This window comes from Luteibacter sp. PvP120 (genome assembly GCF_054055715.1).
This window is the reverse complement of the sequence record NZ_JBSRXP010000002.1, coordinates 98,541-122,080: the sequence shown is the minus strand read 5'-3', so window position 1 is coordinate 122,080 and position 23,540 is coordinate 98,541. Positions and strand designations below refer to the sequence as shown.

The window sequence follows — 23,540 nt, the reverse complement described above, 5'->3', positions numbered from 1 at the left end:
ATGAATCGCATCAAGAAAATTGGCTTCGGCCTGCTGACACTGCTGTTGGTCGCCGCCTTCCTCGGCGTATGGATCGCGTTGCCCTGGCAGGGCATCGTGGCACTGGGCCTCGCCTTCGCGGCGTGGATGGCACTCAGTCGACGCGGCCGGCAGACCTGGCAGGTGACCCGCGTGGGGTTGGCCACCGTGGTGCAGCGCCTGGGCTCGTCATCGGTCGTGGTGGTCGGTATCGCCGGCGTGGTCGGCGTGCTGGTGGCCATGCTGGCGATGAGCGACGGATTCGCCGAGACGCTGCGGGCCACGGGCAACGACCGCACCGCCATCGTGCTGCGCGGCGGTTCGCAATCGGAGCTCTACTCCGTCCTCGATCACGACAGCGCCAACGTGGTGATGCAGGCGCCGGGCGTGAAGAAGGACGCGAAGGGCCGGCCGATCGCCTCCGGCGAGTTGGTCGTCGTCGCCAACCTTCCCCGCAAGGCCGCGCCCGGCACCGACGCCAACGTGCCCATCCGCGGCGTCGGCGCCGATGCGTGGGCACTGCGCGAGCAGGTGAAGATCACCGCGGGACGCACGTTCCAGCCGGGCTTGCACGAACTGATCGTGGGCAAGGGCGCGCGTGCCCAGTTTGCCGGGCTGGATATCGGCAGGAGCATTCGTCTGGCCGGCCAGACATGGACGGTGGTCGGCGAGTTCGCGTCCCATGACGCGCTGGAATCGGAGCTGTGGGGCGATACGCAAAGCGTCGCCTCCGCGTACCGCCGCGGCAGCAGCGTGCAGTCGGTCACAGTGATGCTGGACTCGCCGCAGGCGTTCCCGGCCTTCCAGAAGGCGCTGGCGGCCGATCCGCGACTGAAGGTGGATGTCAGTACCACGCAGGCCTATTTCAGCAAACAGTCCGAAGGCCTGACCAAGGTGCTACGTGCCGTCGGCATCACGGTGGGCTTGATCATGGCGATCGGCGCCATCTTCGGTGCGCTCAACACCATGTTTGCCGCCGTGCAGGCGCGTGCACGCGAGATAGCGACGTTGCGGGCGATCGGTTTCCGCGGGCTGCCGGTGGTGGTGTCGGTGATGCTGGAGACGATGTTGCTGGCGCTGCTGGGCGGCTTGGTCGGCGCCGGCGTCGTCTGGCTGGTCTTCAACGGCTATACCGCCTCGACGCTGGGTTCGAATTTCAGCCAGGTGGTATTTCGTTTCCACGTGAGCGGCGCGCTGCTGTGGACGGGCATCAAATGGGCGCTGGCCATCGGCTTCATCGGCGGCCTGTTTCCCGCACTGCGCGCGGCGCGGGTGCCGGTGACCACGGCGCTGCGCGAGCTGTGAGTTCAGTCGGCCGGCGTGGCCTCGCCGGCCTCGCAGGTATCGCGTTCGAGGTTCCATCGTCCGTCCTGCGCATCGCAGGCGTCGATGTCGGACAGCCGGGCGTCCAGGTCGGCATACATGGGGTCGGTATCGGGCCGGAAACGCTGGCAGGACGCGATGGCCGCCACGCCGATACCCATGACCGTGAGACCGCGCGCGACGCACAGGCGTCGTCGGTACGCTTTCCGGTTACGCGTTGCCAGGCTGCCTGTCATGCCGTTCTCCCGTGAGTGAAACGGGCAGCGTAGGCGGGCGGTCGCGCACCGCCCATCGAATAATTCTCAAAAATGCGGGCGCAGGCGCAGGCCGAGAACCGCGTCACATTCGCTGGGGAGAAACTTAGGCCTTGCGTGTCCGCATCAGCGTAATGATGCCCACGCCCACGAGGATGATGGCCATGCCGGCAAGGTCGAACGGACCGACATGCTCGCCGGCCAGGGCCGCGCCGAACAGCACCGCCACGGGGGGATTTACGTAGGCGTAGCTGGTGGCCAGCGCGGGGCGCACCGTCTTGAGCACGTAGAGGTACGCGCTGAAGGCGACGATCGAGCCGAACACGATGAGGTAAGCCAGCGCGATCGTCGCACCGACCTGCGGGTGGTCGGGCAGGTGCTCACCGTGCAGCAGCGCGAGGATCGCCAGCGAGACGCTGGCACAGAGCATCTGCGCCGCGGTGTTCATCGGGCCCGAGGGCATGTCCTGGCGCTTGGACCATACCGAGCCGAAGGCCCAGGCCATGGCCGCGCCGATCAGGGCGATGGCGCCCAGCGGCGAGGCGGAAAGCCCGTCACCCAGGTTGAGCACCACGACGCCGACGAAGCCGAGCAGCAAGCCGACCAGCTCGCCACGCGTGGGCCATTCGCGATAGAGGCCACCGAAGGCGGCCGCGAACAGCGGCATGCTGGCGACCGCGACGGCGGCGATGCCGGAGCTGACCGACTGCTCGGCAAAGCACACCAGGCCGTTGCCGCCGGCGAGCAGCAGCGTGCCCACGATGGCGGCGTTGCGCCACTGGCGGGCGGTGGGCAACGCCACCCCACGGAGGCGCAGCACCGCGAACATCAGCACGCCGGCGACCGCGAAGCGGATCGACGCCAGCAGGAACGGCGGGTAGCTGACCAGCGCGTAGCGGATGCCCAGGTAGGTCGAGCCCCAGATCAGGTACATCGACAGCAACGACAGCGGCACCAGCCAGCGCGGGCCGGCCAGGGGAAGGGTGGGAGCGTTGGCGTGGCACGCGGCGTTGGACATGGGTAACCCGGGCAGGCACGCGCCGCCTCGTGCGGCGCGGAGCGGGAAAGATATCGCCGTGGCGCACGGCGCGGTAGCGAAACGTTTGCAGGTCAGGCTTGAGCGGTGCTCACGGCGCGTTCGATGGCCAGCAGCTGCCGCTTGATTTCCAGGCCCCAGCGCCAGCCGCCCAGGCTGCCGTCTTCGCGGATGATCCGGTGGCAGGGCACCAGCAGCGCCAGCTTGTTGCTGCCGCAGGCCCGCCCGATGGCGCGGGCCGCCTTGGGCACGCCCAGCCGCGCGGCAAGCTCACCATAGCTCAGCGTCTCGCCCTGCGGTATGCGCGTCAGGGCCTCCCACACCCGCCACTGGAAGGCCGTGGCGGCGACATCCAGTGGCGGCATGGCCGGGGTGTCGCCATGGTCCCAGCCCAGGTCGCGGCTGACCCGGGCGATGACCGCATCGAGCCAGTCGTCGCGCCCGGCGTCGACGCGCTCGTGCTCGGCCAGGGGGAACTCCGCCACCAGCCGTGCGTGCAGTGCGTCGTCGTCGGCACCCAGCGTCACCGCGCAGATGCCGCGCGCCGTGGTGGCGACCAGCAGGCGTCCCAGTGGCGTATCCGTGGTGGTGTAGCGAATGGCCGCCCCGGCGCCCCCGGCGCGGTAACTGGCCGGAGTCATGCCCAGGCGTCGGTCACTCTCTTCGTACACGCGGCTACCGGAACCGAACCCGGCTTCGTAGACGGCATCGGTGACGCTGGCCCCCTCGCGGAGCGCGCCACGCAGTTGGTCGAAGCGCCGCGCACGGGCGTATTCCGCGGGGCTGACACCGAAGCGGCGGCGGAAGGCGCGCTGCAGGTGGGTCGGGCTGAGGCCCGCGAGCGTGGCCAGGGTAGCGAGATCGCTGGCGCCGCCGCCGTCATCGAGCGCGGCACGGACCCTCTCCAGGGCATCGTCGGCGGTAGGGCGCATGGCGGGAACCTGGGTTTTAATCGTGGCCTCCGGCTAGGAGGGGCCAGCGTAGACGCGGGCCTGCGCCCGGCACTATCCGCTTCTTGCGTGGGCGGCCTTAATGATGAACCGGCTGGCGCTCGCGGATGACCACGAATTCGCCTTCCAGCACCTTCGGCTCGTGCGGTGCGCGCGTGGCCGAGGGTTGCGGCACGGGGCGCCCGCCGCCACGAGCCAGCTTCCACTGGCGGACGGCCAGGAAGACCAGGCCACCGGCAAGCATCACGCCGATGACGACCACGCCGAACACCAGCAGCACCCCGAGCACGGCCAGGCCGGCCACGACGGACAGGGCACGGGCCAGTGGGTTGCGGGAACGACGAAGGGGCGGGAAGACGAAGCGCATTGGTTAAAAATCCGTATGGCACAATGACATGCGTGGTTGCCGCTTTACCTTGGGGCAACCCACCCTCATAGACAAGTGCCATGACTCCCGACCTCTCCGCCGTACCCCTCTGCCTGCTGGCCGACATCCCCGATGGTGGCGCCGTCGAAGCCGAAGCCCTCGTGCAGGGCGAGGTGGAGTCGTTGCTGGTCTACCGCCACGGCGACGAGGCCCGCGCCTACCTCAACGTATGCCCCCATGCGGGCCGCCGGCTGGATTACGCGCCCGGGCGGTTCCTGGTCCGCAACGGCACGATCATCTGCGCGGCGCACGGCGCCACCTTTGCGGCCGACAGCGGCGACTGCACCCAGGGCCCCTGCCGTGGCGACCGTCTGCGTGCCGTGCCCGTCGCCGTGGTCGAGGGTGTGGTGCGCCTCGCGGCTGAGAAACCCCTCAGCGGTACATGAGGTTGATCACCACCAGGGTGATCACCAGCACCAGTACCGTCAGCGGCAGCCCCACGCGCAGGAAATCCTTCGCGCGATAGCCGCCGGGGCCCGCGATCATCATCAGGGCGGGGTGGCCCGAAGGCAGCAGGAAGGTATTGGACGACGACACCGCGACGATCAGCGCATAGGCCGATGGGTTGCCGCCCGTGCTGACCGCGACGCTGATCGCCAGCGGCACCATCATCACGGTGGCGCCGACGTTGGACATCACCTGCGAGAACATCAGGGTGAGCACGGCGATGCACAGCTGCAGCGTCCATTGCGGCGCGCCGCCGAGGATCGCCAGCACTTCCTGCGCCAGCCACGACGCGGTGCCGGTGGAATCCATCGACCAGCCCAGCGGGATCAGGCAGGCGGTGACGAAGATGGTCTTCCAGTTGATCGCCTTGTAGGCCTCGTCCATATTGAGCACGCCGGTGAGCAGCATGCCCACGGCGCCGGTCATCATGGCCACCGACAGGTCGAGGTGGGTGAACAGCGCCAGGCACTTGGCCAGCACGAAGAAGCCTACCGCCTGCCAGATCTTGCCGGGGCGCTGTTCTTCCTTGGGAATGTCGGTGACCACCACGAAGTCGCGGTCTTCCTCGGCCAGCAGCAGGTCGCGCCACTTGCTGTGCAGCACCAGGGTATCGCCGGCGCGCAGGCTGACCGCGCGCACATCTTCGCGGAACACCTCGTCGCCGCGGTTGACCGCCAGCACGGAGATGCCGAAGCGCTTGCGCAGGCGCAGCTCGCCTACGGTCTGCTTGATGAAGCGTGAGCTGGGCGGCACCACCGCCTCCGAAATACCGGCACGCGTGGTGTTGAACTGCTCGCCGAGCTGGCGCATGCGCATGGATACGCGACACAGCTGGTTGTTGGCGAACGCCTGGATGGCATCCTTGGGCGCCAGCACGCCCAGCACCGTGCCCACCCAGATCATCTGGTCGGAAGGCGGCGCCACGCGGCTCTCGTTGCCGTTCTTGATGGCCAGGATCAGCGGCGCGCCGTGCAGTTGTTCCACCTCGCCGATGCTCATGCCCACCAGCGGGCTTTCCGCCGTGACGGTGAGCTCCGCCGTTTCGCCCGCGATGCCGTAGGTGTCGGCGAAGTAGCTTTCCGTGCGGCCGGGCGTGACCTTCAGGCGCTCGTCCTCACGCTCGGGCAGCAGCTTGCGGGTGAAGAAGTAGAAGAACAGCACACCCACCACGGCCAGCACGAGGCCTACCGGGCTGACACTGAACAGGCCGAAGCGGGGGATGGTGTGCGCCCCGGGCGGCAGGTTGCTGTTGGCGCTGGCGATCAGGTCGTTCAGCACGATCAGCGGCGAGTTGGCGATCAGCGTGGTGTTGGTGGCCGTCAGGATGCAGAAGGCCATGGGCAGCAGCAGGCGCGACATCGGCACGCCGGTGCGGGCCGACAGCCGGCTGGTCACGGGGATCATCAGCGCGGCCAGCGCCTGACTGGGGATCACCGCGCTGAACAGGCTGGTGACCGAGTTGACCACCACGCCCAGGCGCGATTCCACGCCACGCGCCATGCGCATCACGAAGGCGGCCGTCAGGTTGAGCACCCCGGCGCGGTCCAGGCCGGCGCCCATGATCATGATGGCGATGATGGCGATAACCGCGTTACCGGCAAAGCCGTTGAACACCTGATCGCCGGGAATCAGGCCGGTGAGGCCGATGGTGACGACGACCAGCAGGGCGACGAGGTCGGCCCGGATCCACTCCAGAACGAGCATGAGCATGGTGAAGCCCACCAGGCCCAGCACGAGGATCATTTCAGGCGTTAGGGTCAGTGCCACGAGCCGGGGGCCCGGGTCCGGTCGTTGGAGGCGTGCGGTGGCATGGTGTTGCCAGGCGGCTATCGATGCCGCAAGAGTATACGCGTCGGGGGTGGCTCCCGGCTGAAGAAAAACGATGACCCGCGAGCCGCCGGGGCGGCCCGCGGGTCATCGTGCATCGTCAGCGGCTGAGGTTGCTCACCGCCAGGTCCACGATGGAATCGCCACGGCCGCTCATCACCGCCTTCAGCGCGTAGAGGCTGAAGCCCTTGGCCTGCTCGGCGGTGATCTTCGGCGGCATGGACAGTTCCAGCCGGTTGCTGACCACGTCCAGCAGCGCGGGGCCGTCGTGCGACAGCACCTCGGCGATGGCCGAGGGCAGGTCGCTGGCTCGGGCGACGCGGCGGCCATGGATGCCCATGGCGTTGGCCATGGCGGCGAAGTCGGGGTTCTTCAGCTCCACGCCGGTTTCCAGCAGGCCCGCGGCCTTCATCTCCATCTCGACGAAGCCCAGCGTGCCGTTGTTGAGCACGATGACCTTCACCGGCAGGCCTTCCTGGGCCAGCGTGATGAAGTCGCCCATCAACATGGTGAAACCACCGTCGCCGGAGAGCGAGATCACCTGCCGCCCGGGATGCGACGCCTGGGCGCCGATCGCCTGTGGCATGGCGTTGGCCATCGAGCCGTGCACCCACGAGCCGAGCAGGCGACGCTTGCCGTTCATCGCCAGGTAGCGCGCGGCCCACACCGTCGGCGTGCCGACATCGCAGGTAAAGATGGCATCGTCCTCGGCCAGCTCGCTGACCAGGCGGGTCACCTGCTGCGGGTGGATGAGGTCGTGGCCGGGTTCGATCCGGGCCAGTTCGTCCAGGCCTTCGCGGGCCCGCGCGTAGTGCGCCAGGCAGCGGTCGAGGTGTCCGCGCACGCGCCGGGGCTCGATCCGTGGCAGCAGGGCGCGGATGGTCTCGCCCACGTCGCCCACCACGCCCAGGTCCAGGCGGCAGCGTCGTCCGAGGTTCTCGGGGCGGATGTCCACCTGCGCGATCGTCGCGTCTTCCGGGTAGAACTGGCGGTACGGAAAATCCGTGCCCAGCATCAGCAGGGTGTCGCAGTCTTCCATCGCGTGGAAACCGGAGCTGAAACCGATCAGGCCGGTCATGCCCACGTCGAAGGGGTTGTCGTACTCCACGAACTCCTTGCCGCCCAGCGCGTGCACGATGGGCGACTTCAGCGCATCGGCCAGGGCGATCAGGTCGTCGTGCGCGCCTGCCGTGCCACGGCCGCAGAGCAGCGTGATGCGCTTGCCCGCGTTGAGCAGGTCGGCCAGGGCATCCAGCTCGCGTGCCGCCGGTACAACCTTCGGCGACGGCGGCAGCAGGCCGGCCACCGGGGTCACGGTCTTCACCGGCGACTTGCGCATGGCCACGTCGCCCGGGATCACCACCACGGCCACGCCACGCTGGCCGACGGCGGCGCGGATGGCGGACTCCAGCACGCGCGGCATCTGCGATTCGTCGGAGACCATCTCGCAGTACACGCTGCACTCGCGGAACAGCTCGGTGGGATGGGTTTCCTGGAAGTAGCCGCTGCCGATCTCGGCACTGGGAATGTGTGCGGCGATGGCCAGCACCGGCGTACGCGAGCGATGGCAGTCGAACAGGCCGTTGATCAGGTGCAGGTTGCCGGGGCCGCAGCTGCCGGCACAGACGGCCAGCTCACCGGTGAGCTGCGCTTCGCCACCGGCGGCGAACGCGCCGGCTTCTTCGTTGCGGACATGGACCCAGTCGATCCGCTGGCGCTCGCGCAGCGAATCGGTGATCGCGTTGAGGCTGTCGCCTACGACGCCGTAGATCCGGCGTACGCCGGCTTCTTCCAGGGTGGCCGCGATGAGGTCGGCAAGGTTGGCGATGGACATGGGGCACTCCGTGAACGCGAAGCCCCACGTTATGCGCCCTCGACGGTCAACGCACCGTCGTCGGGCGCGCCGCCGCTTGCCGCCGTTTCATTCGATCAGCCGTGCCACTCGTAGAGGTAGTCCCATACGCCGTGGCCCAGGCGCGTGCCGCGCCGCTCGAAGTGGGTCTCGATACGCCAGTCGGGCCGCTCGGCGGATTGGCCCGGACCGACGCGATTGCGCCAGCCTTCGGCGGCTTCCATCGTCTCGCGCATGTGCTCGGCGTAGGCCTCCCAGTCGGTGGCCAGATGCAGCAGGCCGCCGGGTGCCATGCGCGAGGCCAGCAGCTGCACGAACGCCGGCTGCACCAGGCGACGCTTGTTGTGGCGCTTCTTGTGCCAGGGATCGGGGAACCAGATCCGCACTTCCGACAGGCTGCCCGGCGGGATCTCGTGCTCCAGCACCTCGACGGCGTCGTGCTTATACAAGCGCACGTTGGTCGCGTCGCGCGCGGCCAGCACGTTCATCAGGCGGCCGACACCCGGCCCGTGCACTTCCACGCCGATGTAGTCGCGCGCGGGGTCATGCTCGCTGGCCCAGGCCAGCGCCTCGCCGTTGCCGAAGCCGATTTCCAGCACGCGCGGCGCATCGCGCCCGAAGACGTCGCCGGGATCGCGCACGCTGCCGTGGTAGTCGAGGCCGAAGCGGGCCCAGTGGTCGTCGAAGGCGCGCTGCTGCGCGGGCGTCATCCGGCCTTCGCGCAGCACGAAGCTGCGGATACGGCGGTAAAAGGGGGCGTCGCCGGCGGCGTCGTCGCGGCTGTCGTCGTCGGGGGTGGTCTGCATGCGCCTAGTGTAACGTCAGCGCCCGTTGTTCCACCCACCGCCGCGCATGGGGATGCCCGTGCCGGGCTGGTTCCCGCTGCCCATGCCCGTGCCGGGTTGCGGCGCGCGGCTGTTGGTCGTGCCGGTGCCCGGCTGCACGGGGCGCACGTCGTCGTGCCCGCTGCTCCAGCCCGGATTGCCGTTGTTCCAGCCGTTGCCGTGGTCGGGCCGGCCGTGGTTCCGGTTGCGATCGCGATCGTAACGGTCGTCGTGGTCATAGCCATTTCCGTAGCCGACGCCGTAGTTGCCCCCGTAGTAGCCGCCGTAGCCGTCGTTGTACGGGGCGTCACGGTCGCGGTCGTAGCCGTCGTCGACCACCGTGGCCCGGTCGCCCGCATAGAGGTGTGGGGGCTGTGGGAGGGTGGCGGTGCTCACGGTTTCCCGGCGCACCGGAGCGGCGGGGCCGGAAATGTAGCTGACCCCCGGCTTGGGCATGTCAGCGGTGGACACCGTGCGCGACTGCGCGGAGGCGGCGCCAGCGGCACACAGCGCGAGCGCCGAGAAAGCGGAAAGCGTTAGTGCGCGATGCATGAGCCGACCCTCGTCAGATTCCCCGGCACGATTATGCGCCGGTCCTTGGGGGGCCGGGTGAGGGCGCCGGGAGGCGTTCAGGTGGACGCCACCTTTCGCGGGTGGGGGGTCTCGTATTACCATCGGTAACCGATGCGGGTGTAGCTCAATGGTAGAGCTGTAGCTTCCCAAGCTACTGACGAGGGTTCGATTCCCTTCACCCGCTCCAGCTTTCCTTCGAGCCCTTGGGGCACAAGGGTTGCAGGCAATCAGCGATATCCGGAAACGGCCTTCAAAAAGGTATCGTTTGAGGTATCGCCCTCGTGCCAAAGCTCCTTTTCCTGCATCGCCCTGCCGGACTCTATGCCCGCTTCTGTGCGCCTGCCGACCTTCTCTCCGCCGTCGGCTCCCGCTTCTGACGCCGCTGTTCCGCAACGCTGATGCATGGCGGGTTCTGGATGCTTCGGTCGCCCTGTTTCGGCTGGCGCTGCGCGCGTTTCTATGGGTAAGGCCGCTGCATTGAGCGACTACCTCACCCACCATGCAGCCAGCTCATGTCGGCGACGTGGCGGGAAACGTTCGGCTCGCGGCCGCCGGGCCGTGCTAGTAGCCGTCCACCGAAATCGTCATCACGGAGCCGCCGCGCACCGGGTCGTCACCGAGCACCAGGTGGACTTCCTGGCCCTTGTCGTCATTGCCCACGGTGATAGTTGCGTCGATTTTTGCAAGGAAAACACCTCTCTTGCGCGCCCCGCCCGTAAGGCACTCTACGACTTCCTCGGCGTTTCCACCGGGGAACTCCATCGAGCCAAGCTGGATGAGTGCCGCGCAAAAGGGCTTCGCTGGCTCATAACCGTCGTGCGCGCACGCTTTTCACCTAGGGAGAACCCCGTCTGGTCCGAGGTCTTGAATGATGAACCCCAGATCGCATTGAAGGCGATCTTGCGCGTCTCGCCAGCATGTACGGAATGCACGAAGGACTTCAACGGATCGCACAAGCGCTTGTCTGCGGCAAACGATGGCCGCGCAGCGACGCTCATCATCAACACGGCCATCAGGATGCGCAACCGTTCGTGAAGCATAAGGTGCCTCTTCGTCAGCGCGTTTCGTTCATCACTCACCCGCAGGCGGTTCCCACAGTTCAACCTTGTTACCTTCCGGGTCGATCACCCAGCCGAACTTGCCGTGCTCGGAGTCATCGACTTTATCGAGAACATCGCAGCCCTCCTCGCGAAGAACCGCGATCAGCGAATGCAGGTCATCCACGCGATAGTTGATCATGAAGGTGTGCCCATCAGACACCTGCTCATCCGCGCCGGATGAAATCGACCAGACGGTCGTCCCGTTGATCGGATTGCCGTCGCCGTCGTCCCATCGGAAGGCCGTGCCGCCCCATGCCTGGACATCGATGCCGAGGTGCTTCTGGTACCACGCCCTGAGGGCGGGCGCATCCTTGGCCTTGAAGAAAATGCCGCCAACACCGGTGACTCGTTTCATATGGAACTCCAGGGTAGGCTGAGCTGTAGCTGGCAGACTTAAACCGCGAGATACCGCACGGTAGCGCTACAGGTTCGCGGACGCTTTGCGCTCCGTTACTTCAGCCGCGCCCTTTCATGAACATCACAATGAGAACGATGCAGAACAAGACCATCGCCAAAAGCCGCGCGATCCACGGAACGATAAGCCAGCCGCCGAGCATGCCAACGATCTTGCTTGCCACGCTGCTATTCAATACGCGATCGCTCTTGACCTGCCCGCGCACGGGATGGCCGCAGTGTGGACAAGCCGCCGCTTTGTCGGACACATCGTGTCCGCATTCTGGACATTGAATCAGTGCCATAGTTGATCCTCGCGTAAGACCTTGAGTTCACCCAGTTACTGCTTGCGAACGATGCTTGCCTTGTGCGTCAGATTGCGAGGTGCCATGCATTTGTCGCATCAGGCAGAGGTATCGCTACGACCCGGTTTCGTGATGCACTACGGACCACGGGATCATGACACGGGAAGATCGAGTGATGCGGACACTACCGTTGTGGTTGTCGATAGGGCTTCTGGTCGGCTGCGGCGCGTCGGATGATAGGGAGCACGCGGTCGCCGCGCCGCCGCCGGTGCGCCATGAAACGCTGCGCGACGTGCCGCCGCCTGCGCGCGACGTTACCGCGACTAACGACACTGCCGCCGCCGCTACGGCGCCCGTCCCCGACTTCCCGGTCATCCCGCCGATCGTCGTGCCGGATATCCTGGGCGTGACCCCGGCGCAGCGGGCGCTCGAAGCATCGATGAAGGATGCCATCGATCCCGTCGCCGGCATCAGCGTGGCGCCTGCGCGTTGCGGCACCGACGGCACACTGGTCAACGACGGTGGCATCACCAGCGTGGATGCACAGGGCAACCTGCTTCGCAACGGTAGGGACGGCGTTTTCAAGATCGGTGCCGATGGTACCGGCACGGCCAACTTCGAGGGTGGCGTGGTCAGCGTCAACGCCGATGGCAGCGGCACCATCAACGGGTCGGTGGGTGACGGCGCCGACGCGATCGTGCAGGTCCATGCCGATGGATCGGGTACGTACAACGGTCCCGCTGGCATCATCAGCCTGGACGGCAAAGGGGCGGGCACCTGGAACGGCAAGGGCGGCGTGATCCAGAACCACGGCGATGGCAGTGGCTCATGGAACGGCCCCGAGGGCCTGGTGACCATCAACGCGGACGGCTCGGGCACCTGGAACGGTCCCCACGGGCTGCTTCACAACAACGGCGACGGCACCGGCCAGATAGGTACCCCGCCGCATCCCGTGACGATGGCGCCGCTAGCCAGGGTGGTGCCAGCGGGACGCTTCCCCCCGATAAAGCGGTTCGCGCCGCCCGGCGCGCCGTGCGGCTACCTCATCACCTTGAGCGATCGTGTGTTGTTCGATTTTGACAAGTCGGCGATACGCCCGGACGCCGCGCGCATTCTGGATGCGCTGGCCGGCGCCCTGTCCCATGTGCAGGCACGCGACATGGAGATACGCGGCCATACCGACAGCAAGGGGAGCGACGACTATAACCAGCAGCTGTCGGAGCGACGGGCGGTGTCGGTCCGCGACGCCTTGGTCCAGCGTGGGTTGTCGATCGGGGCCACGGCAAAGGGTTACGGGGAGTCAAAACCCGTCGCCCCGAACGAAGTCGACGGCAAGGACAATCCCGCCGGACGGCAAGCGAACCGGCGCGTCGAGGTATTCGTCCGGACCTAGGGCGGCGTTTCCCCGGTCAGGATGACCATGCAGCTTCGTTCGTCAGGAGCCGATCCGGTTGTCCTTTCCGTAGTCTTCGACGACGGCGGTGCCGTCCTGCTGGGTGATCTCGTTGTTGCTGCCGTGCAGCGTGGCCGAGCGGATGGACAAGGCGCGCAGGCGCGTTTCGCGGCCCGGTACGCGCAGCTCATCGACATGGCCGACCTGGAAAGTGCCACGCTCGCCAAAGATCTCGACAGTCTTCAGGTCGCTCGTTGTGACGACCTGAGCATTGGCGCCGACCACCCTCAGACCTTCCGCATGCTCGATCTGCAGATTTCCGTAGGCACCCAGCAGCGCGATCATGCCGCAGTGGCCACGCAGGATCAGGGTCGCATGCTGCCCGGTGATATCGACGTTGCGATTCTCACAGTTGATCGTGCCGGTGGTCGAGGTAACCGACAGGGTCTCGCGTTCACCGTGGCCGTCCCCGGCCTGCATCGATGCCACGGAGGGCACGGATGCAACCGGTGGTGCGGGATCGACCTGCGGTGCAGCGGGCGGTGCAGCGGTGCTGTCGGCCGACGATGTCGATGGTTGGGTGCACGCGGCAAGCGCTAACCATGACAGGTAAAAAAGCGGGCGAAGCGTCATCGCGATCTCCTTGTGGGCCAGGCCCTTTCCGCACGGTGGCGGGGAGTGCCGATAGTGCTTGGCGTACCGGGAATCGTCCAGTTACCGCCAAGCGATCGTTCATCGTTCGCGTGGGAGACGAGGCTGGGTGACGCTGACAAAGAAAAGGCGACGGTAAAAACCGTCGCCTTTGTCGATGCTTGCCGGGTAACCGTCCGGCCCCGGCAAGACCGGAACGCGTCCCTGCGTTACGGCATTCGCTCGATCGCGGTGGCGATCAGCGCAGGCGGTCGTCCACGACCACGACATACCGGCGGCCGGCCAGCGCACCGCCAAGGGCAGCGGCCATCGCACCAAGGATCAGCGCAATCGCACCGCCCAACGACGCCTTGGCGGCAGCCTTGGCCGCGGCATCCGCCGCTTCGCGAGCCTTGACCTCAGCCTCGGCCTTCGCCTGCGCGATCTTGGCCTTGGTCTGCTGGTACTGGGTGATCCAGGTGTCCACCCGCTGCTCGGCTTCCTGCTGCGACACACCGGTGCGTGCCATCACCACGTTGACCAGGGCCTGCTTGTCCGCCTGCTGCACGGTGTCGCTACCCGAGGTGATGATGCGCTGCGCCACGGTCTGCACGTCTTCGCCCGTGTCGCCGTTGGCCTGGTTCTGCGCCGCGTCGTTGAGCTGGTTGGCCGCGCCGTTGGCCTGCTGCTTGAGCGCGTCGGGCTGCAAGGCGGGCTTGCCCGTCTGCGCCAGCAGCTGCTGGGCCTGGCCCTTCAGCGAGTCCATCGTGATGCCGCTTTCCTGCAGCTGATTCTTCGCTGCGTCCACGACGGGACCCGCGGCGGCGGCAATACCGCTACCGGCCACGGTCGCGACTGCACCGGCCGCCGTGGCCCCACCCTTCACGATGGACGTGACAGCGGTGGCCACCAGGTACGCGCCCAGAAGACTGGCCAGACCCCAGGCGACGAGGCCGTGGAGCATGGCGTCCGTCCGCCCGGGCGCACCCGCAAGGTGTCCGGCGACCCAGCCGCCGGTGAACAGGGCCAGTACGCTACTGACGCCCCACCAGACCGCGGCACCGATGCCTACGCTGGAGGCATCGGGCGAATCATGGGCCATTGCGTCGGTTGTGCTGAAGCCGATGCCTGCGCCAATAAGGCTGAGGACGAGCTGGATGACCACAGCCATGATGACGCCGGCAAAGATCGACCCCCACGAGATACGACGGATAAGTGCCACGTCGCCTTCTGTAATGCGGGAGCCTACGGGGGCGTTGTAGCCGGATTCGGAGCGGATGGTGTTCATGGAAGTCCTTTTGGCCATCGGCCAGATGAGATGAGCCGGCGTCGTTCTTTAGGGCGATCCGGTGGTGTGCGGTGACAGTGTCCTGAGGCCCGTGAGCGCCTCGTGTGGACGGCGTGTCGTCAGGTATCGCACCATCCGCGCAGGGCGGACCCCAGGTGCCATCCGCACCTGGCGAGCCCGGGATCGCCGAGTCTAAAAAACGAGCACAAGCGGCATCATCCGGTGTAAAGGACTAAAAGCCATCACTCCACGTGATAAAGCACCGCAGCACCGGGCTTGGCCTCGAAGGCGGGCACGGTACGCTGCTTCAGCTCCACGCCCTGGGTGTTCCACACCAGGGTGTCCGAGGGATACGCATCCTTACGGGTCATCGCGTCGATCTGCTTCACGATCACCTCCGAGCTGCCTTTCACTTCCGGGTTCCACTCGAATACGCCGACCCGGCCGTAAAAGACGGCGGGTGCGTCGGCATCGAGGCGACGATCGGGGCACATCACCAAACCGCGCTCGAGCATGACGCGGAGTGCGCCGACGGGCGTGGCCGTGACGGTAGGCGTAGTGCGATCCGCGCTATGGCCCGGACAGACGTTCGCGGAGCGGGTGACCATCTTTTCCACGACTTCGCGATCGGATTGCGCGAACGCGGGCAAGGCGAGCAGCGACAGGGCGAGCAGGGACACGCAGCGTAGGTGCTTCATGGGAATGACTCTCCGGCCTGAGTGCAATGGAGTGTATCCACGTAAACGACGGTTACAAAGCCTGTCGAATTTCTGTGAATTCACCGGTCGTCAGTGCGCCTCTGCGCAATTTATAAAGTGCGAACGAGACATCTATGCGGTATTCGTCGCATTTGGCGTCGAATGCCGCCCATGCATGAGTGCCCCGCATCATCTTTCGATTCACCCTCAATATTTGTTACCGCGCGCCGATAACCGAGGAATATCAAGCATGACAACCGCAACGGATTTTGCCTCTATTAAATCGGTAACTTCCACTTTTTTCGGAAAGGGCAGTGCCAGCACTTCTAAAAGATAATTGCCAAAATGAAAAAGAACCACATGAGTGTCACGCAGCGACTGTTGATTACGTTTTCACTCTTTTCTGCCGCGCTCATTGCATTGGGTATTGTCGCTATCACGGTGACTTCCGGCTTTCAATCTCGCTTTGAATATGTCCAGGTCAATGCTATTCCCTCGATCAAGGATCTGGGGAAACTGATAGATCAGAGCAACGAACTTTCTATTCTTCTCTACGTGCATCAAAGCCAGACAGATGACAAGAAGCTGCCAGACGTGGAAGCGCGCATCCAGCACCAGATATCAGGGCTGAAGGAGCTGACGAAGTACTACCTAGCGAACGACATTTCGAGCGCGGAAGACGAACGACTGACGCACGTGGCTTTTGACAACATCCGAAAGGTCGAAGAAAAGCTGCCTGCCTTTCTGGCCGCGTCCCGGGCACATAACGATGCAGTAAGTCTTCCCCTTGTCGAAGGCAATGACGGTATTGGTAGTGCGATTCGCCAGCTCATTTCGGACTATCAGAAACAGCTTGTCATCAACATCGAGATCGGCGAGGACCTGCGCGTCACCAACCACAGCATCTTCAGCAAGACCGTCTGGGGTATTGCCGCGGGTGTCTCGGCCACCATCTTGCTGCTTGGCTTCTTCGCCTTGGTCACCATTCTTCGGGTGCGCAGAAGTCTTCGGGATATCGGAAACACCATGACGGTTGCAAGCGAGCGCCTCGACCTTACAGTCAGCGCCGATGCAACCCGCAGTGACGAAATAGGCACCATGGCGCGGGCGTTCAACAGCCTGATGCAACGGGTGTCCGAAGCGCTCGTCTCGGTAAACGTCGCCTCCCAGTCGGTCAGCAGCGCGTCGGCTCAAATTGCAGCGGGCAATGAAGACCTTTCATCGCGAACCGAACAGCAGGCCGCTTCTTTGGAAGAGACTGCTGCCAGCGTGACCGAATTGCATGAGACCGTCCGGCAGACCGCCGACAACACGCGTCAGGCAAGCCAGCTGGCGGATAGCATGAACGACTTGTCGAAGAAGAGTGCGTCATCGCTCGATACGATGCTGGGCACCATGGGTAACATTCGCCATAGCTCGCGCAAGGTCAACGACATCATCACGCTGATCGAAGGCATTGCCTTCCAGACCAACCTCCTGGCTCTGAATGCCGCGGTGGAAGCGGCACGTGCGGGTGAGCATGGCAGGGGCTTCGCTGTCGTTGCCGGCGAGGTAAGAATCCTCTCCCAGAATTCCACGAAGGCTGCACGAGAGATCAAAGCACTGATTGGTGCCTCGAACGACCTGATTGAAGAAGGCGTCAATCAGGCGAGCGACGTGGGCGAGAACATGAACTCCATGGGTGTGGCCATCCAGCAGGTCACTCATCTCGTCAACGAGATCGCCGCGGCGGCAACGGAGCAAAGCCAGGGCATCGGCCAGGTGCGTCAGGCGGTCAACCAGATGGATGACGTCACCCAGCAGAACGCCGCGCTGGTGGAAGAAGCCTCGGCTGCCTCCAAATCGTTGAAGGGGCAGGCCGATGCACTTGCCAGGCTGGTTGGAGAATTTCGCGTCAGTCACGACGCCGAGCAGCGTGAGACATTGGCTGAACCCCTGCCACCGCTAGCCGTGCTGTTGCCGGCATAAACGTAGACAGCGCAGCCATGGCTGCGCTGTCGTCTGCCAGCACATGCTCGCGGATCGGGTCAGGTTTCCTATCCACTGATATACCGTTTGGGCAGGGCACTTTGGGCGAACACCTCGGCATAACGCCTGCGACCGGCTCGCGTCGGTCCGATAATGTGCATGAGCATCGCCCAGCGGACGGGGTCGCGCGTTGCGCCGATACCTCCGATGCGTGGACCGCCGCCCAGACATCGCCGCACGTACCGCAGCAGGCTCGTGCCGGTCGATACATCCAGCACGATGAGACCGGTCGCGCGGGCAAGACGCTGGGGCAGCAGGCGCGAATAGTTGCCTTCCATCACCCAGCGGTCTTCCGCGATGGCGGCATCATGCAGTGCCTGAAAGGCTTCGTCGTCCCGAAGCGTCCACGGTGTACCCGGCACGTGCCGCAACTGGTCGAGGTGCACACACGTCAGATCATTGGCGCACGCAATGGTGTGCGCCAGGGTTGACTTACCCGCATTGGATGGCCCAAGGATGCAGATGCGCGGGCCGAGTTCGTTCATCAACACCCTGTCACCCTCGTTCATTACGCCATGCGACCCCCGAGCCTCCGACACTACGGTTCGCCCAGACATTGTCGCACCAGCATCGATCCTGATCGATGGCGCCCCGTTCAAAAACGGGCCGATAGTCCAACATAGAACTGGCGATCGGGTGTTTCACGGGTCATGCCGACATTGGCCCCCACATCGACCTGCCAGGCGGGCGTGACGAGGTAGCTCAGCGCCACATCCGCCGAACGCTGGCGTACCGTGCCAGAGGGATCGCGGTTGACCAGGTCCCACACTTCCACGGCGAGCGTCATCCGGCTACCCAGCGGGTGCGCGACGTTGACCAGGTTGACCAGCGCCGCATGGTGACCCGAGCCATCGAGATCGGCCAGCACATCCACTTCGGGGCCCAGCGTCAGTGCGAAGCCGCCCGGGAGCGGAACCGCGACAGGCAGGGCGACGCCGCCTTCCCAACGATCGTTACCGATGCCATGCGCTGCGGTAGGCGCTTTGACGAAGGGGATGACTGCTACGGAGACAGCATCGGTATCGACAAACCGATGCTTCAGGCGCAGATAGGCGTCGCCACGACCGGACGCGTGGCTGCGCGCATCGCTTGCGTGGTCGCGCATATCCACGGCGATGTGCGGCGACCAGCTGAGTTGTATGTCGGTTTTATCGTCGAGCCCATACTTCAGCGTCGGATTGATGATGTTGACCGTACGCGTGGTTGTCGAAGCCTGATGATCGCGCGTGGTGTTGCCGATATCGATTTCGACCTGGGCGGAACCGGCAGGCACGGTGCACGTCGAGTTGGCCTTGGTCGGCCGGTCGGTGCAGATGGGCGTTGCGGCATCGTCGGCGAAGGATGGTGACGACATGGCCACCAGGACCATCGCAAGACAGGCGGCCAGCGCAGGCGTCCGATGGCGGAGGCGGGGATATGGATTCATGGCGTGCGGGATATCGGAGGCAATCGGTGCCGGTACACGCAAGTTATTGCGAGACGCCGTAAAAGCAATAGGTTTCCTGGACGGGATGCCGTAAACAACGCGCAAACTTACGGTTCGTCGCGCGTGCGATCGGCGTTACAGTTCGGCCGGACATTTTCCGGAGAAGGTCATGGGCAGACACGTCGCGGGTTATGGGGTCCTGCTGGTCATTGGTGCGTTGCTGGCGCAGGCAGTGCATGCCGACGACTGGCCGAAAGACGCCTCGGGGCGGCCGGCCTCGGGCGAGGCTATGGTTCAGGTCACCGTTGACCCTGACGGACATGCGAGTCATGCCCGGATCGTTCGCACGACGGGCAATGCGGACCTGGACCGCAAGGCGCTGTCAGTCGTCGAGGCGCACGCCTTCAACCCACCCGTCCAGCATGGGACCCGACGGAGTGTCGAGGCGATCGTACCGGTCAAGCTCGATCCCTCCGGAGCCGCGGTGGCGCATGCCCCTGTGGCGCCCCAAGCCTAGAGAAAGAAGACAGAACCCGTGTAGGGGAATGCCTACACAACTGTAGGGCGTAGGCCTACACCGCTCCTGGTCGCTCTTATCCATAATCCTGCGGACGACGACCGCCTGAGCAGAAGGATCAAGGACGATGTGGGCACTCCAGCATCTGGAAAACAGCCAATGGGCGTTGCACGGCGTGCGCGCCGCGGCGGCGGCCTTCCCCTGGTGGCGTCAGTACTGCGCCCGCTGGAATCCAACGCGCCGTCGGATCTGGATCGCGGCGGGTGTCGTTCTTACCCTGGTGTGCCTGGGTTTTTTGGCCCATGACCTCTACATGCCGTCGCCTACCGGCGTCGGCTTCGACGAGTCCTGACGGCGCGCAGCACGCAGCGTCGTTCACGAAAGCGTACAGGTAACACGCCTACCCTCGCCGGATTCTTCCTCCCGGTGACTCATGCCTGCCACCCTTTCCCGTCAGCTCTTTCTGGTCTGGGTGCTGATCCTTGCCGGCTGCGTCGGCATGGCCGGTTTGCTCTTCGCCGCCTGGCAGCAGTCCGGCAGCATGCAGCTTGCCCAGGCGCGACAAACCCTGGACACCGATTGCGCGTCCCTGGTCGCCCGCTATAACGGCGCCAGTGCGGACGCACGCTCGGAGTCGCTGGCCAACGGCCTTGCCAATGTCGTGGTCCAGCTGGTGCTGGCTGACCAGGATGGCATCGAGGGCGGCGTGTGGGACAACCGCACGGGCTTCGTCGCCTATGCCTACCCCACGTACCAGGGATCGGGCAGCAAGTCCGACGTGCCGGACGCGGAGCGGGGCAACCTGGTGACGACGGCCGCGGCGGCCCTGTCACGGCACGAGAAGGTCGGCTATACCCGTTCCGGAAAGCGCGAGTCGCTGTTGATCGCCGCCTGCCCGATCGACGCGTACCGTGCGGGATGGACGATGACCCACCTGGCCCATGCACCGGGCCGCTCGTCCGGATTGTTCGCCGCGGCGGCAGGCGTACTGCTGGCCCTGGCGCTCGCTTCGGCCGGTGCGCTGGGCGCCATCATGCGCCGCTGGTCACGACGCTTTGCTGCGGTGGAGCATGCGCTCGCGCACAGCGACGCCATTCCCGACCTGCCGCGAACGGGTGCGCCGGAGCTGGATCGTCTGGGTGAGACGGTGGTTGGCTATGCGACCCGGCTCGCCGAGAGCCACCGCGAGGCGGCCACGCTGGCCAGTCACCTCAGCCGTCATGAGCGCCTGGCCTCGCTGGGCCGCATGACCGCCACCGTGGCGCACGAGATCCGCAACCCTATTGCCACCCTGCGCCTGGCCGCCGAGAACGCGCTGGCGGTCACACCCGAAGCGTTGTCCCCGACCACACACGCCTCGCTGGACCTGATGCTGGCGCAGGTGGGCAAGCTGGACGCCCTGGTGGAGACGCTGTTGCGCATGGTGCAGCCGGTGCGCGTGGAGCGCACCGAGGTGGACATCGCCGACTGGGCCGGTCGTGTGCTGGCCGAGCTGGGCGACGGGCAAACCGCCGTCGCACTGCGCGTCGGCGATGGGGCGACCACCTGGTCGCTCGATCCGGCGCAGATGGAGCGTGCGGTCGACAACCTGCTGCGCAATGCGCTGCGTCATCGTGCTGCCGGCAGTATCGTCAACTGGTCCATCGAGACCATGGATGGTCGCCTGGTCATGATCGTCACCAACGTAGGCGAGCCGATGTCGCAGGAGGTGCGCGACCATCTGTTCGAGCCGTTCGCCACGGATCGCATCGACGGTAACGGCCTCGGGCTGGCATTGGTGCGCGATATCGTCGAAGCCCATAACGGAACCGTCGGCCATGCATGGCACGACGGCCAGACCGCCTTCCGCGTGGAGCTGCCATGGCGCTGATCCTGCTCATCGACGACGATCGTGATTTCGGCGCGACGTTGGCTGTCACCCTGGGTTCGATGGGGCACGAGGTGATCGTGGCGACGGACGGCAGCGCAGGGCTGGCCATGCTGGCCGACGCGCCGGTCGAACTCGCCTTCGTCGATTACCGCATGCCGACGATGGACGGCATCAGCTTCCTGCGCCAGCGGCAGGCCGACGATCGCCTCAGCGCCATTCCGGTCATCATGCTGACCGCCTTCGCGTCGGGCCAGAACACCATCGACGCCATGCGCCTGGGTGCCTTCGATCACCTGACCAAGCCGATCGGGCGGGCCGAACTGGCCGAGATCGTGGCGCGCGCGCTGGCCTCCGGCCATCGGACCAGCGTGCCGGCGGTGGCGGCCGACGACACCGAGCTGGCGGGCAGCAGCCAGGGTATGCGCCAGGTGCAGAAACGCATCGGACTGGCCGCCGCCAGCGACGTGCCGGTGCTGATCACGGGCGAGACGGGCACGGGCAAGGAGCTGGTCGCGCGCGCCTTGCACCGGGCCAGCCCGCGCGCCGCCCGGCCGTTCGTCGCGGTGAACTGCGCGGCCATCCCCGCCGACCTGCTCGAGAGCGAACTGTTCGGACACCGGCGCGGCGCGTTCTCCGGCGCCACCACGGAGCGCGAAGGCTATTTTCGTGAGGCCGACGGCGGCACGCTGCTGCTGGACGAGATCGGCGACATGCCGCTGTCCATGCAGGCGAAACTGCTGCGCGTGTTGCAGGAGGGCGCCGTGACACCGCTGGGCAGCAGCCAGCCGGTCCGCGTGGATGTCCGCGTGCTGGCCGCCACGCACCGCCGCATCGGCGACCTCATCGCGGCAGGCACGTTCCGAAGCGACCTGTTCTATCGCCTCAACGTGCTGCCGATCGAACTGGGCGCGTTGCACGAGCGCCCCGAAGACATCCCGGCGCTGGCGGATCGTTTCCTGCGGGAAGACGGCCGGCCCGGCAAGCAACTCACCGAAGCCGCCCTGGCGCTTTTGCAGGCGTATGCGTGGCCGGGCAACGTGCGCGAGCTGCGCAATGTGATGGAGCGTTGCCGTGTACTGGTGGCGGGCCAGCGCATCGACGCGGCGGATCTCGCGCCGATGCTCAACACGGCCGCGCCCGCCGTGGCGATCGCCGCCGATGCCGCGCCGGAGAGCCTGCCCGATGCCGTGGCGCGCCTCGAGCGCACGATGATCGTCGACGCCCTGCGCGAGGCGCAGGGCAACCGTGCCGAGGCAGCCAGACGCCTCGGTATCCGGCGCCAGCTGCTCTACCGCAAGCTGGTGGATTACGGGCTGGAATGATGTCCCGCGGGCGGACACCCGGGTGTCCCGGAAAGGGACATCGCGACCTGCACTCGCTGCGCGCGGCCGCGCCATGCGGCGTCCAGAGGGTTGGCACGGCGCATGCATCGACCTTGATGCGGCCTCCCCACCGCACCTCGGAGTCGAACATGAAAACTCGCGTTCTTTCCTTTGCCATCCTCGCCGCTTGCGGCGGCATGACGGCCGCTGCTGCCGCCGTCGCTCCGTCGCCCACCGCGCCCCGGCCCGTCGTGGCGGCCCAGGCCCAGCCGCCGGCACCGGACCAGGCGGCTCCGCTGCCACCGCCGCCCCCGCCGCCGATGACATCGTCCCAGCGCAGCGTGCAGCTGAGCGGTCGCATTGCCCGCTTCCTGGTCAACCCGAACGGCGAGGTGGACGGCGTGCTGCTTGCCGACCACACGCAGGTCGATTTCCCGCCGACTCTCGGCGCGTCGCTGACCGCCAAGGCCAGGACGGGCGACCGTCTCGACATCGACGGTTTCCGTGTGGGTACGTTGCCGCTGGTCCGAGCCGCCTCGCTCGGCCTGCCCAATGGTGACAAGCTGGTCGATACGCCGCCCGCCGTTCCGCCGGCACCCCCCGTTCCGCCGGCTCTCCAGCCGATGGATGCGCAGGGTCGGGTGACCCAGGCGCTGCTGGGGCCCATGGGCGAGGTCAACGGCGTGGTCCTCGACAGCGGCCCGATCGTGCGGGTCCCGCCGCCGGCTGCGGTGGACAATCCCTTGCTGCAACCGGGCGCGCGCCTGAGCGCCAAGGGTTTCGGTGTGGAGTCTCCGTTCGGCAGGGCCATGCAGGCCACGGCGATCGGCGCTTCCCCCGGCACCGAACAGCCGCTGGTGCAGCCGCCGCAGCCGGGTCAGCTCCCGCCGCCGCCGCCCGCCCCTCCGGCGCCCCCGCAGACGGTGCCGGGTCCGTCCAACACGGTGGGCATGGTTCCGCCGCCCGTCCGCTAAGCCGATCACCGCGTTACACGGCCGCCCGTTTTACGGGCGGCCGTCCTGCTTTCCTTTTTTACTGG

General features: G+C 66.2%; 25 protein-coding genes and 1 tRNA gene. 11 read left to right on the top strand and 15 right to left on the bottom strand.

Translation table 11 applies throughout. The annotated features are described in order from the left end of the window. On the top strand, positions 1-1,323 hold the full coding sequence (locus tag ACVKN3_RS04445) for an ABC transporter permease (RefSeq protein ID WP_354513894.1): 1,323 nt from the start codon (positions 1-3) through the stop codon (positions 1,321-1,323). Positions 1,324-1,325: 2 nt separating this feature from the next. Here ACVKN3_RS04445 and ACVKN3_RS04440 read toward each other — a convergent pair whose 3' ends face one another. The 4 genes from ACVKN3_RS04440 to ACVKN3_RS04425 all read right to left on the bottom strand — a co-directional run bounded on the left by ACVKN3_RS04440 (position 1,326) and on the right by ACVKN3_RS04425 (position 3,948). Then, the gene (locus ACVKN3_RS04440; RefSeq protein ID WP_354513896.1) at positions 1,326-1,577 is read right to left on the bottom strand and encodes a hypothetical protein; all 252 of its coding nucleotides are present in this window, start codon (positions 1,575-1,577) and stop codon (positions 1,326-1,328) included. A gap of 124 nt (positions 1,578-1,701) precedes the next feature. Then, positions 1,702-2,613 carry a drug/metabolite exporter YedA gene (yedA, locus tag ACVKN3_RS04435; protein WP_354513898.1) on the bottom strand — a complete coding sequence of 304 codons (912 nt, stop codon included), beginning with the start codon at positions 2,611-2,613 and terminating at the stop codon, positions 1,702-1,704. A 92-nt stretch (positions 2,614-2,705) separates the two neighbouring features. Next, entirely contained in the window at positions 2,706-3,563 is an 858-nt protein-coding gene (locus ACVKN3_RS04430; protein ID WP_354513900.1) for a methylated-DNA--[protein]-cysteine S-methyltransferase, read from the bottom strand. 97 nt (positions 3,564-3,660) lie between these two features. Continuing rightward, positions 3,661-3,948, bottom strand: coding sequence for a hypothetical protein (locus tag ACVKN3_RS04425; protein ID WP_354513901.1), 288 nt, complete (start codon positions 3,946-3,948; stop codon positions 3,661-3,663). Positions 3,949-4,028: 80 nt separating this feature from the next. Here ACVKN3_RS04425 and ACVKN3_RS04420 point away from each other — a divergent pair, with 80 nt between their 5' ends. Beyond that, on the top strand, positions 4,029-4,394 hold the full coding sequence (locus ACVKN3_RS04420; RefSeq protein ID WP_285405209.1) for a Rieske (2Fe-2S) protein: 366 nt from the start codon (positions 4,029-4,031) through the stop codon (positions 4,392-4,394). On the opposite strand, the gene ACVKN3_RS04415 is transcribed toward ACVKN3_RS04420, so the two are convergent. The 4 genes from ACVKN3_RS04415 to ACVKN3_RS04400 form a co-directional block, all read right to left on the bottom strand. Next, positions 4,381-6,198, bottom strand: a complete 1,818-nt coding sequence (locus tag ACVKN3_RS04415; RefSeq protein ID WP_285405299.1) for an SLC13 family permease — start codon at positions 6,196-6,198, stop codon at positions 4,381-4,383. The two genes, ACVKN3_RS04420 and ACVKN3_RS04415, sit on opposite strands and share 14 nt — an antisense overlap. 184 nt (positions 6,199-6,382) lie before the next feature. Next, positions 6,383-8,116, bottom strand: a complete 1,734-nt coding sequence (gene poxB / locus ACVKN3_RS04410; RefSeq protein ID WP_354513903.1) for a ubiquinone-dependent pyruvate dehydrogenase — start codon at positions 8,114-8,116, stop codon at positions 6,383-6,385. Between the two features lie 95 nt (positions 8,117-8,211). Beyond that, positions 8,212-8,940: a tRNA (guanosine(46)-N7)-methyltransferase TrmB gene (gene trmB / locus ACVKN3_RS04405; protein WP_354513905.1), complete on the bottom strand. Its 729-nt coding sequence runs from the start codon at positions 8,938-8,940 to the stop codon at positions 8,212-8,214. A gap of 15 nt (positions 8,941-8,955) precedes the next feature. Continuing rightward, complete coding sequence (locus ACVKN3_RS04400) at positions 8,956-9,510, bottom strand: hypothetical protein (protein ID WP_354513907.1); 555 nt, start codon at positions 9,508-9,510, stop codon at positions 8,956-8,958. 134 nt (positions 9,511-9,644) lie between these two features. Between ACVKN3_RS04400 and ACVKN3_RS04395 the strand changes: the two genes are divergently transcribed. Both ACVKN3_RS04395 and ACVKN3_RS04390 read left to right on the top strand, forming a co-directional pair. After that, a tRNA-Gly gene (locus tag ACVKN3_RS04395) sits at positions 9,645-9,718 on the top strand. Positions 9,719-10,008: 290 nt separating this feature from the next. Continuing rightward, positions 10,009-10,566 (top strand): hypothetical protein, encoded by a 558-nt coding sequence (locus tag ACVKN3_RS04390; protein ID WP_456991264.1) that lies wholly within the window; start codon positions 10,009-10,011, stop codon positions 10,564-10,566. 36 nt (positions 10,567-10,602) lie between these two features. On the opposite strand, the gene ACVKN3_RS04385 is transcribed toward ACVKN3_RS04390, so the two are convergent. Both ACVKN3_RS04385 and ACVKN3_RS04380 read right to left on the bottom strand, forming a co-directional pair. Next, positions 10,603-10,986: a VOC family protein gene (locus ACVKN3_RS04385; protein ID WP_354513911.1), complete on the bottom strand. Its 384-nt coding sequence runs from the start codon at positions 10,984-10,986 to the stop codon at positions 10,603-10,605. Positions 10,987-11,086: 100 nt separating this feature from the next. Beyond that, positions 11,087-11,329 carry a zinc ribbon domain-containing protein gene (locus ACVKN3_RS04380; protein ID WP_285405226.1) on the bottom strand — a complete coding sequence of 81 codons (243 nt, stop codon included), beginning with the start codon at positions 11,327-11,329 and terminating at the stop codon, positions 11,087-11,089. Between the two features lie 175 nt (positions 11,330-11,504). Between ACVKN3_RS04380 and ACVKN3_RS04375 the strand changes: the two genes are divergently transcribed. Beyond that, positions 11,505-12,722, top strand: coding sequence for an OmpA family protein (locus ACVKN3_RS04375; protein ID WP_456991261.1), 1,218 nt, complete (start codon positions 11,505-11,507; stop codon positions 12,720-12,722). A 42-nt stretch (positions 12,723-12,764) separates the two neighbouring features. Here the strand turns inward: ACVKN3_RS04375 and ACVKN3_RS04370 are convergent, their stop codons facing one another. The 3 genes from ACVKN3_RS04370 to ACVKN3_RS04360 all read right to left on the bottom strand — a co-directional run bounded on the left by ACVKN3_RS04370 (position 12,765) and on the right by ACVKN3_RS04360 (position 15,314). Continuing rightward, entirely contained in the window at positions 12,765-13,355 is a 591-nt protein-coding gene (locus tag ACVKN3_RS04370) for a DUF3060 domain-containing protein (protein ID WP_285405228.1), read from the bottom strand. A gap of 256 nt (positions 13,356-13,611) precedes the next feature. Next, positions 13,612-14,640, bottom strand: a complete 1,029-nt coding sequence (locus ACVKN3_RS04365) for a hypothetical protein (protein WP_354513914.1) — start codon at positions 14,638-14,640, stop codon at positions 13,612-13,614. 242 nt (positions 14,641-14,882) lie between these two features. Next, the gene (locus ACVKN3_RS04360) at positions 14,883-15,314 is read right to left on the bottom strand and encodes a hypothetical protein (protein ID WP_354514021.1); all 432 of its coding nucleotides are present in this window, start codon (positions 15,312-15,314) and stop codon (positions 14,883-14,885) included. A gap of 369 nt (positions 15,315-15,683) precedes the next feature. Between ACVKN3_RS04360 and ACVKN3_RS04355 the strand changes: the two genes are divergently transcribed. After that, entirely contained in the window at positions 15,684-17,306 is a 1,623-nt protein-coding gene (locus tag ACVKN3_RS04355) for a methyl-accepting chemotaxis protein (RefSeq protein WP_354513915.1), read from the top strand. A 68-nt stretch (positions 17,307-17,374) separates the two neighbouring features. On the opposite strand, the gene ACVKN3_RS04350 is transcribed toward ACVKN3_RS04355, so the two are convergent. Further along, the gene (locus ACVKN3_RS04350) at positions 17,375-17,851 is read right to left on the bottom strand and encodes a P-loop NTPase family protein (RefSeq protein WP_354513917.1); all 477 of its coding nucleotides are present in this window, start codon (positions 17,849-17,851) and stop codon (positions 17,375-17,377) included. 110 nt (positions 17,852-17,961) lie between these two features. After that, positions 17,962-18,720, bottom strand: a complete 759-nt coding sequence (locus ACVKN3_RS04345; RefSeq protein WP_354513919.1) for a transporter — start codon at positions 18,718-18,720, stop codon at positions 17,962-17,964. A gap of 241 nt (positions 18,721-18,961) precedes the next feature. Between ACVKN3_RS04345 and ACVKN3_RS04340 the strand changes: the two genes are divergently transcribed. From ACVKN3_RS04340 to ACVKN3_RS04320, 5 genes are all read left to right on the top strand, one after another. Beyond that, entirely contained in the window at positions 18,962-19,309 is a 348-nt protein-coding gene (locus ACVKN3_RS04340) for an energy transducer TonB (RefSeq protein ID WP_285405233.1), read from the top strand. A gap of 127 nt (positions 19,310-19,436) precedes the next feature. Next, a complete protein-coding gene (locus ACVKN3_RS04335; protein WP_036137792.1) occupies positions 19,437-19,661 on the top strand; it encodes a hypothetical protein in 225 nt (74 codons plus the stop codon). Positions 19,662-19,742: 81 nt separating this feature from the next. Further along, on the top strand, positions 19,743-21,179 hold the full coding sequence (locus tag ACVKN3_RS04330) for a sensor histidine kinase (RefSeq protein ID WP_354513922.1): 1,437 nt from the start codon (positions 19,743-19,745) through the stop codon (positions 21,177-21,179). Continuing rightward, complete coding sequence (locus ACVKN3_RS04325) at positions 21,170-22,501, top strand: sigma-54-dependent transcriptional regulator (protein ID WP_354513924.1); 1,332 nt, start codon at positions 21,170-21,172, stop codon at positions 22,499-22,501. Before ACVKN3_RS04330 ends, ACVKN3_RS04325 begins: the two co-directional genes overlap by 10 nt. A 149-nt stretch (positions 22,502-22,650) precedes the next feature. Continuing rightward, entirely contained in the window at positions 22,651-23,475 is an 825-nt protein-coding gene (locus ACVKN3_RS04320) for a hypothetical protein (protein ID WP_354513926.1), read from the top strand. The last annotated feature ends 65 nt before the right edge of the window (positions 23,476-23,540 follow it).

What these genes read in the sequence shown, in the direction of transcription:
- ACVKN3_RS04445 (WP_354513894.1), top strand. Translation starts at nt 1, where the DNA reads ATGAATCGCATCAAGAAAATTGGCTTCGGCCTGCTGACACTGCTGTTG.
- ACVKN3_RS04440 (WP_354513896.1), bottom strand. Translation starts at nt 1,577, where the DNA reads ATGACAGGCAGCCTGGCAACGCGTAACCGGAAAGCGTACCGACGACGC.
- yedA (WP_354513898.1), bottom strand. Translation starts at nt 2,613, where the DNA reads ATGTCCAACGCCGCGTGCCACGCCAACGCTCCCACCCTTCCCCTGGCC.
- ACVKN3_RS04430 (WP_354513900.1), bottom strand. Translation starts at nt 3,563, where the DNA reads ATGCGCCCTACCGCCGACGATGCCCTGGAGAGGGTCCGTGCCGCGCTC.
- ACVKN3_RS04425 (WP_354513901.1), bottom strand. Translation starts at nt 3,948, where the DNA reads ATGCGCTTCGTCTTCCCGCCCCTTCGTCGTTCCCGCAACCCACTGGCC.
- ACVKN3_RS04420 (WP_285405209.1), top strand. Translation starts at nt 4,029, where the DNA reads ATGACTCCCGACCTCTCCGCCGTACCCCTCTGCCTGCTGGCCGACATC.
- ACVKN3_RS04415 (WP_285405299.1), bottom strand. Translation starts at nt 6,198, where the DNA reads ATGATCCTCGTGCTGGGCCTGGTGGGCTTCACCATGCTCATGCTCGTT.
- poxB (WP_354513903.1), bottom strand. Translation starts at nt 8,116, where the DNA reads ATGTCCATCGCCAACCTTGCCGACCTCATCGCGGCCACCCTGGAAGAA.
- trmB (WP_354513905.1), bottom strand. Translation starts at nt 8,940, where the DNA reads ATGCAGACCACCCCCGACGACGACAGCCGCGACGACGCCGCCGGCGAC.
- ACVKN3_RS04400 (WP_354513907.1), bottom strand. Translation starts at nt 9,510, where the DNA reads ATGCATCGCGCACTAACGCTTTCCGCTTTCTCGGCGCTCGCGCTGTGT.
- ACVKN3_RS04385 (WP_354513911.1), bottom strand. Translation starts at nt 10,986, where the DNA reads ATGAAACGAGTCACCGGTGTTGGCGGCATTTTCTTCAAGGCCAAGGAT.
- ACVKN3_RS04380 (WP_285405226.1), bottom strand. Translation starts at nt 11,329, where the DNA reads ATGGCACTGATTCAATGTCCAGAATGCGGACACGATGTGTCCGACAAA.
- ACVKN3_RS04375 (WP_456991261.1), top strand. Translation starts at nt 11,505, where the DNA reads ATGCGGACACTACCGTTGTGGTTGTCGATAGGGCTTCTGGTCGGCTGC.
- ACVKN3_RS04370 (WP_285405228.1), bottom strand. Translation starts at nt 13,355, where the DNA reads ATGACGCTTCGCCCGCTTTTTTACCTGTCATGGTTAGCGCTTGCCGCG.
- ACVKN3_RS04365 (WP_354513914.1), bottom strand. Translation starts at nt 14,640, where the DNA reads ATGAACACCATCCGCTCCGAATCCGGCTACAACGCCCCCGTAGGCTCC.
- ACVKN3_RS04355 (WP_354513915.1), top strand. Translation starts at nt 15,684, where the DNA reads ATGAAAAAGAACCACATGAGTGTCACGCAGCGACTGTTGATTACGTTT.
- ACVKN3_RS04350 (WP_354513917.1), bottom strand. Translation starts at nt 17,851, where the DNA reads ATGAACGAACTCGGCCCGCGCATCTGCATCCTTGGGCCATCCAATGCG.
- ACVKN3_RS04345 (WP_354513919.1), bottom strand. Translation starts at nt 18,720, where the DNA reads ATGTCGTCACCATCCTTCGCCGACGATGCCGCAACGCCCATCTGCACC.
- ACVKN3_RS04340 (WP_285405233.1), top strand. Translation starts at nt 18,962, where the DNA reads ATGGGCAGACACGTCGCGGGTTATGGGGTCCTGCTGGTCATTGGTGCG.
- ACVKN3_RS04335 (WP_036137792.1), top strand. Translation starts at nt 19,437, where the DNA reads ATGTGGGCACTCCAGCATCTGGAAAACAGCCAATGGGCGTTGCACGGC.
- ACVKN3_RS04330 (WP_354513922.1), top strand. Translation starts at nt 19,743, where the DNA reads ATGCCTGCCACCCTTTCCCGTCAGCTCTTTCTGGTCTGGGTGCTGATC.
- ACVKN3_RS04325 (WP_354513924.1), top strand. Translation starts at nt 21,170, where the DNA reads ATGGCGCTGATCCTGCTCATCGACGACGATCGTGATTTCGGCGCGACG.
- ACVKN3_RS04320 (WP_354513926.1), top strand. Translation starts at nt 22,651, where the DNA reads ATGAAAACTCGCGTTCTTTCCTTTGCCATCCTCGCCGCTTGCGGCGGC.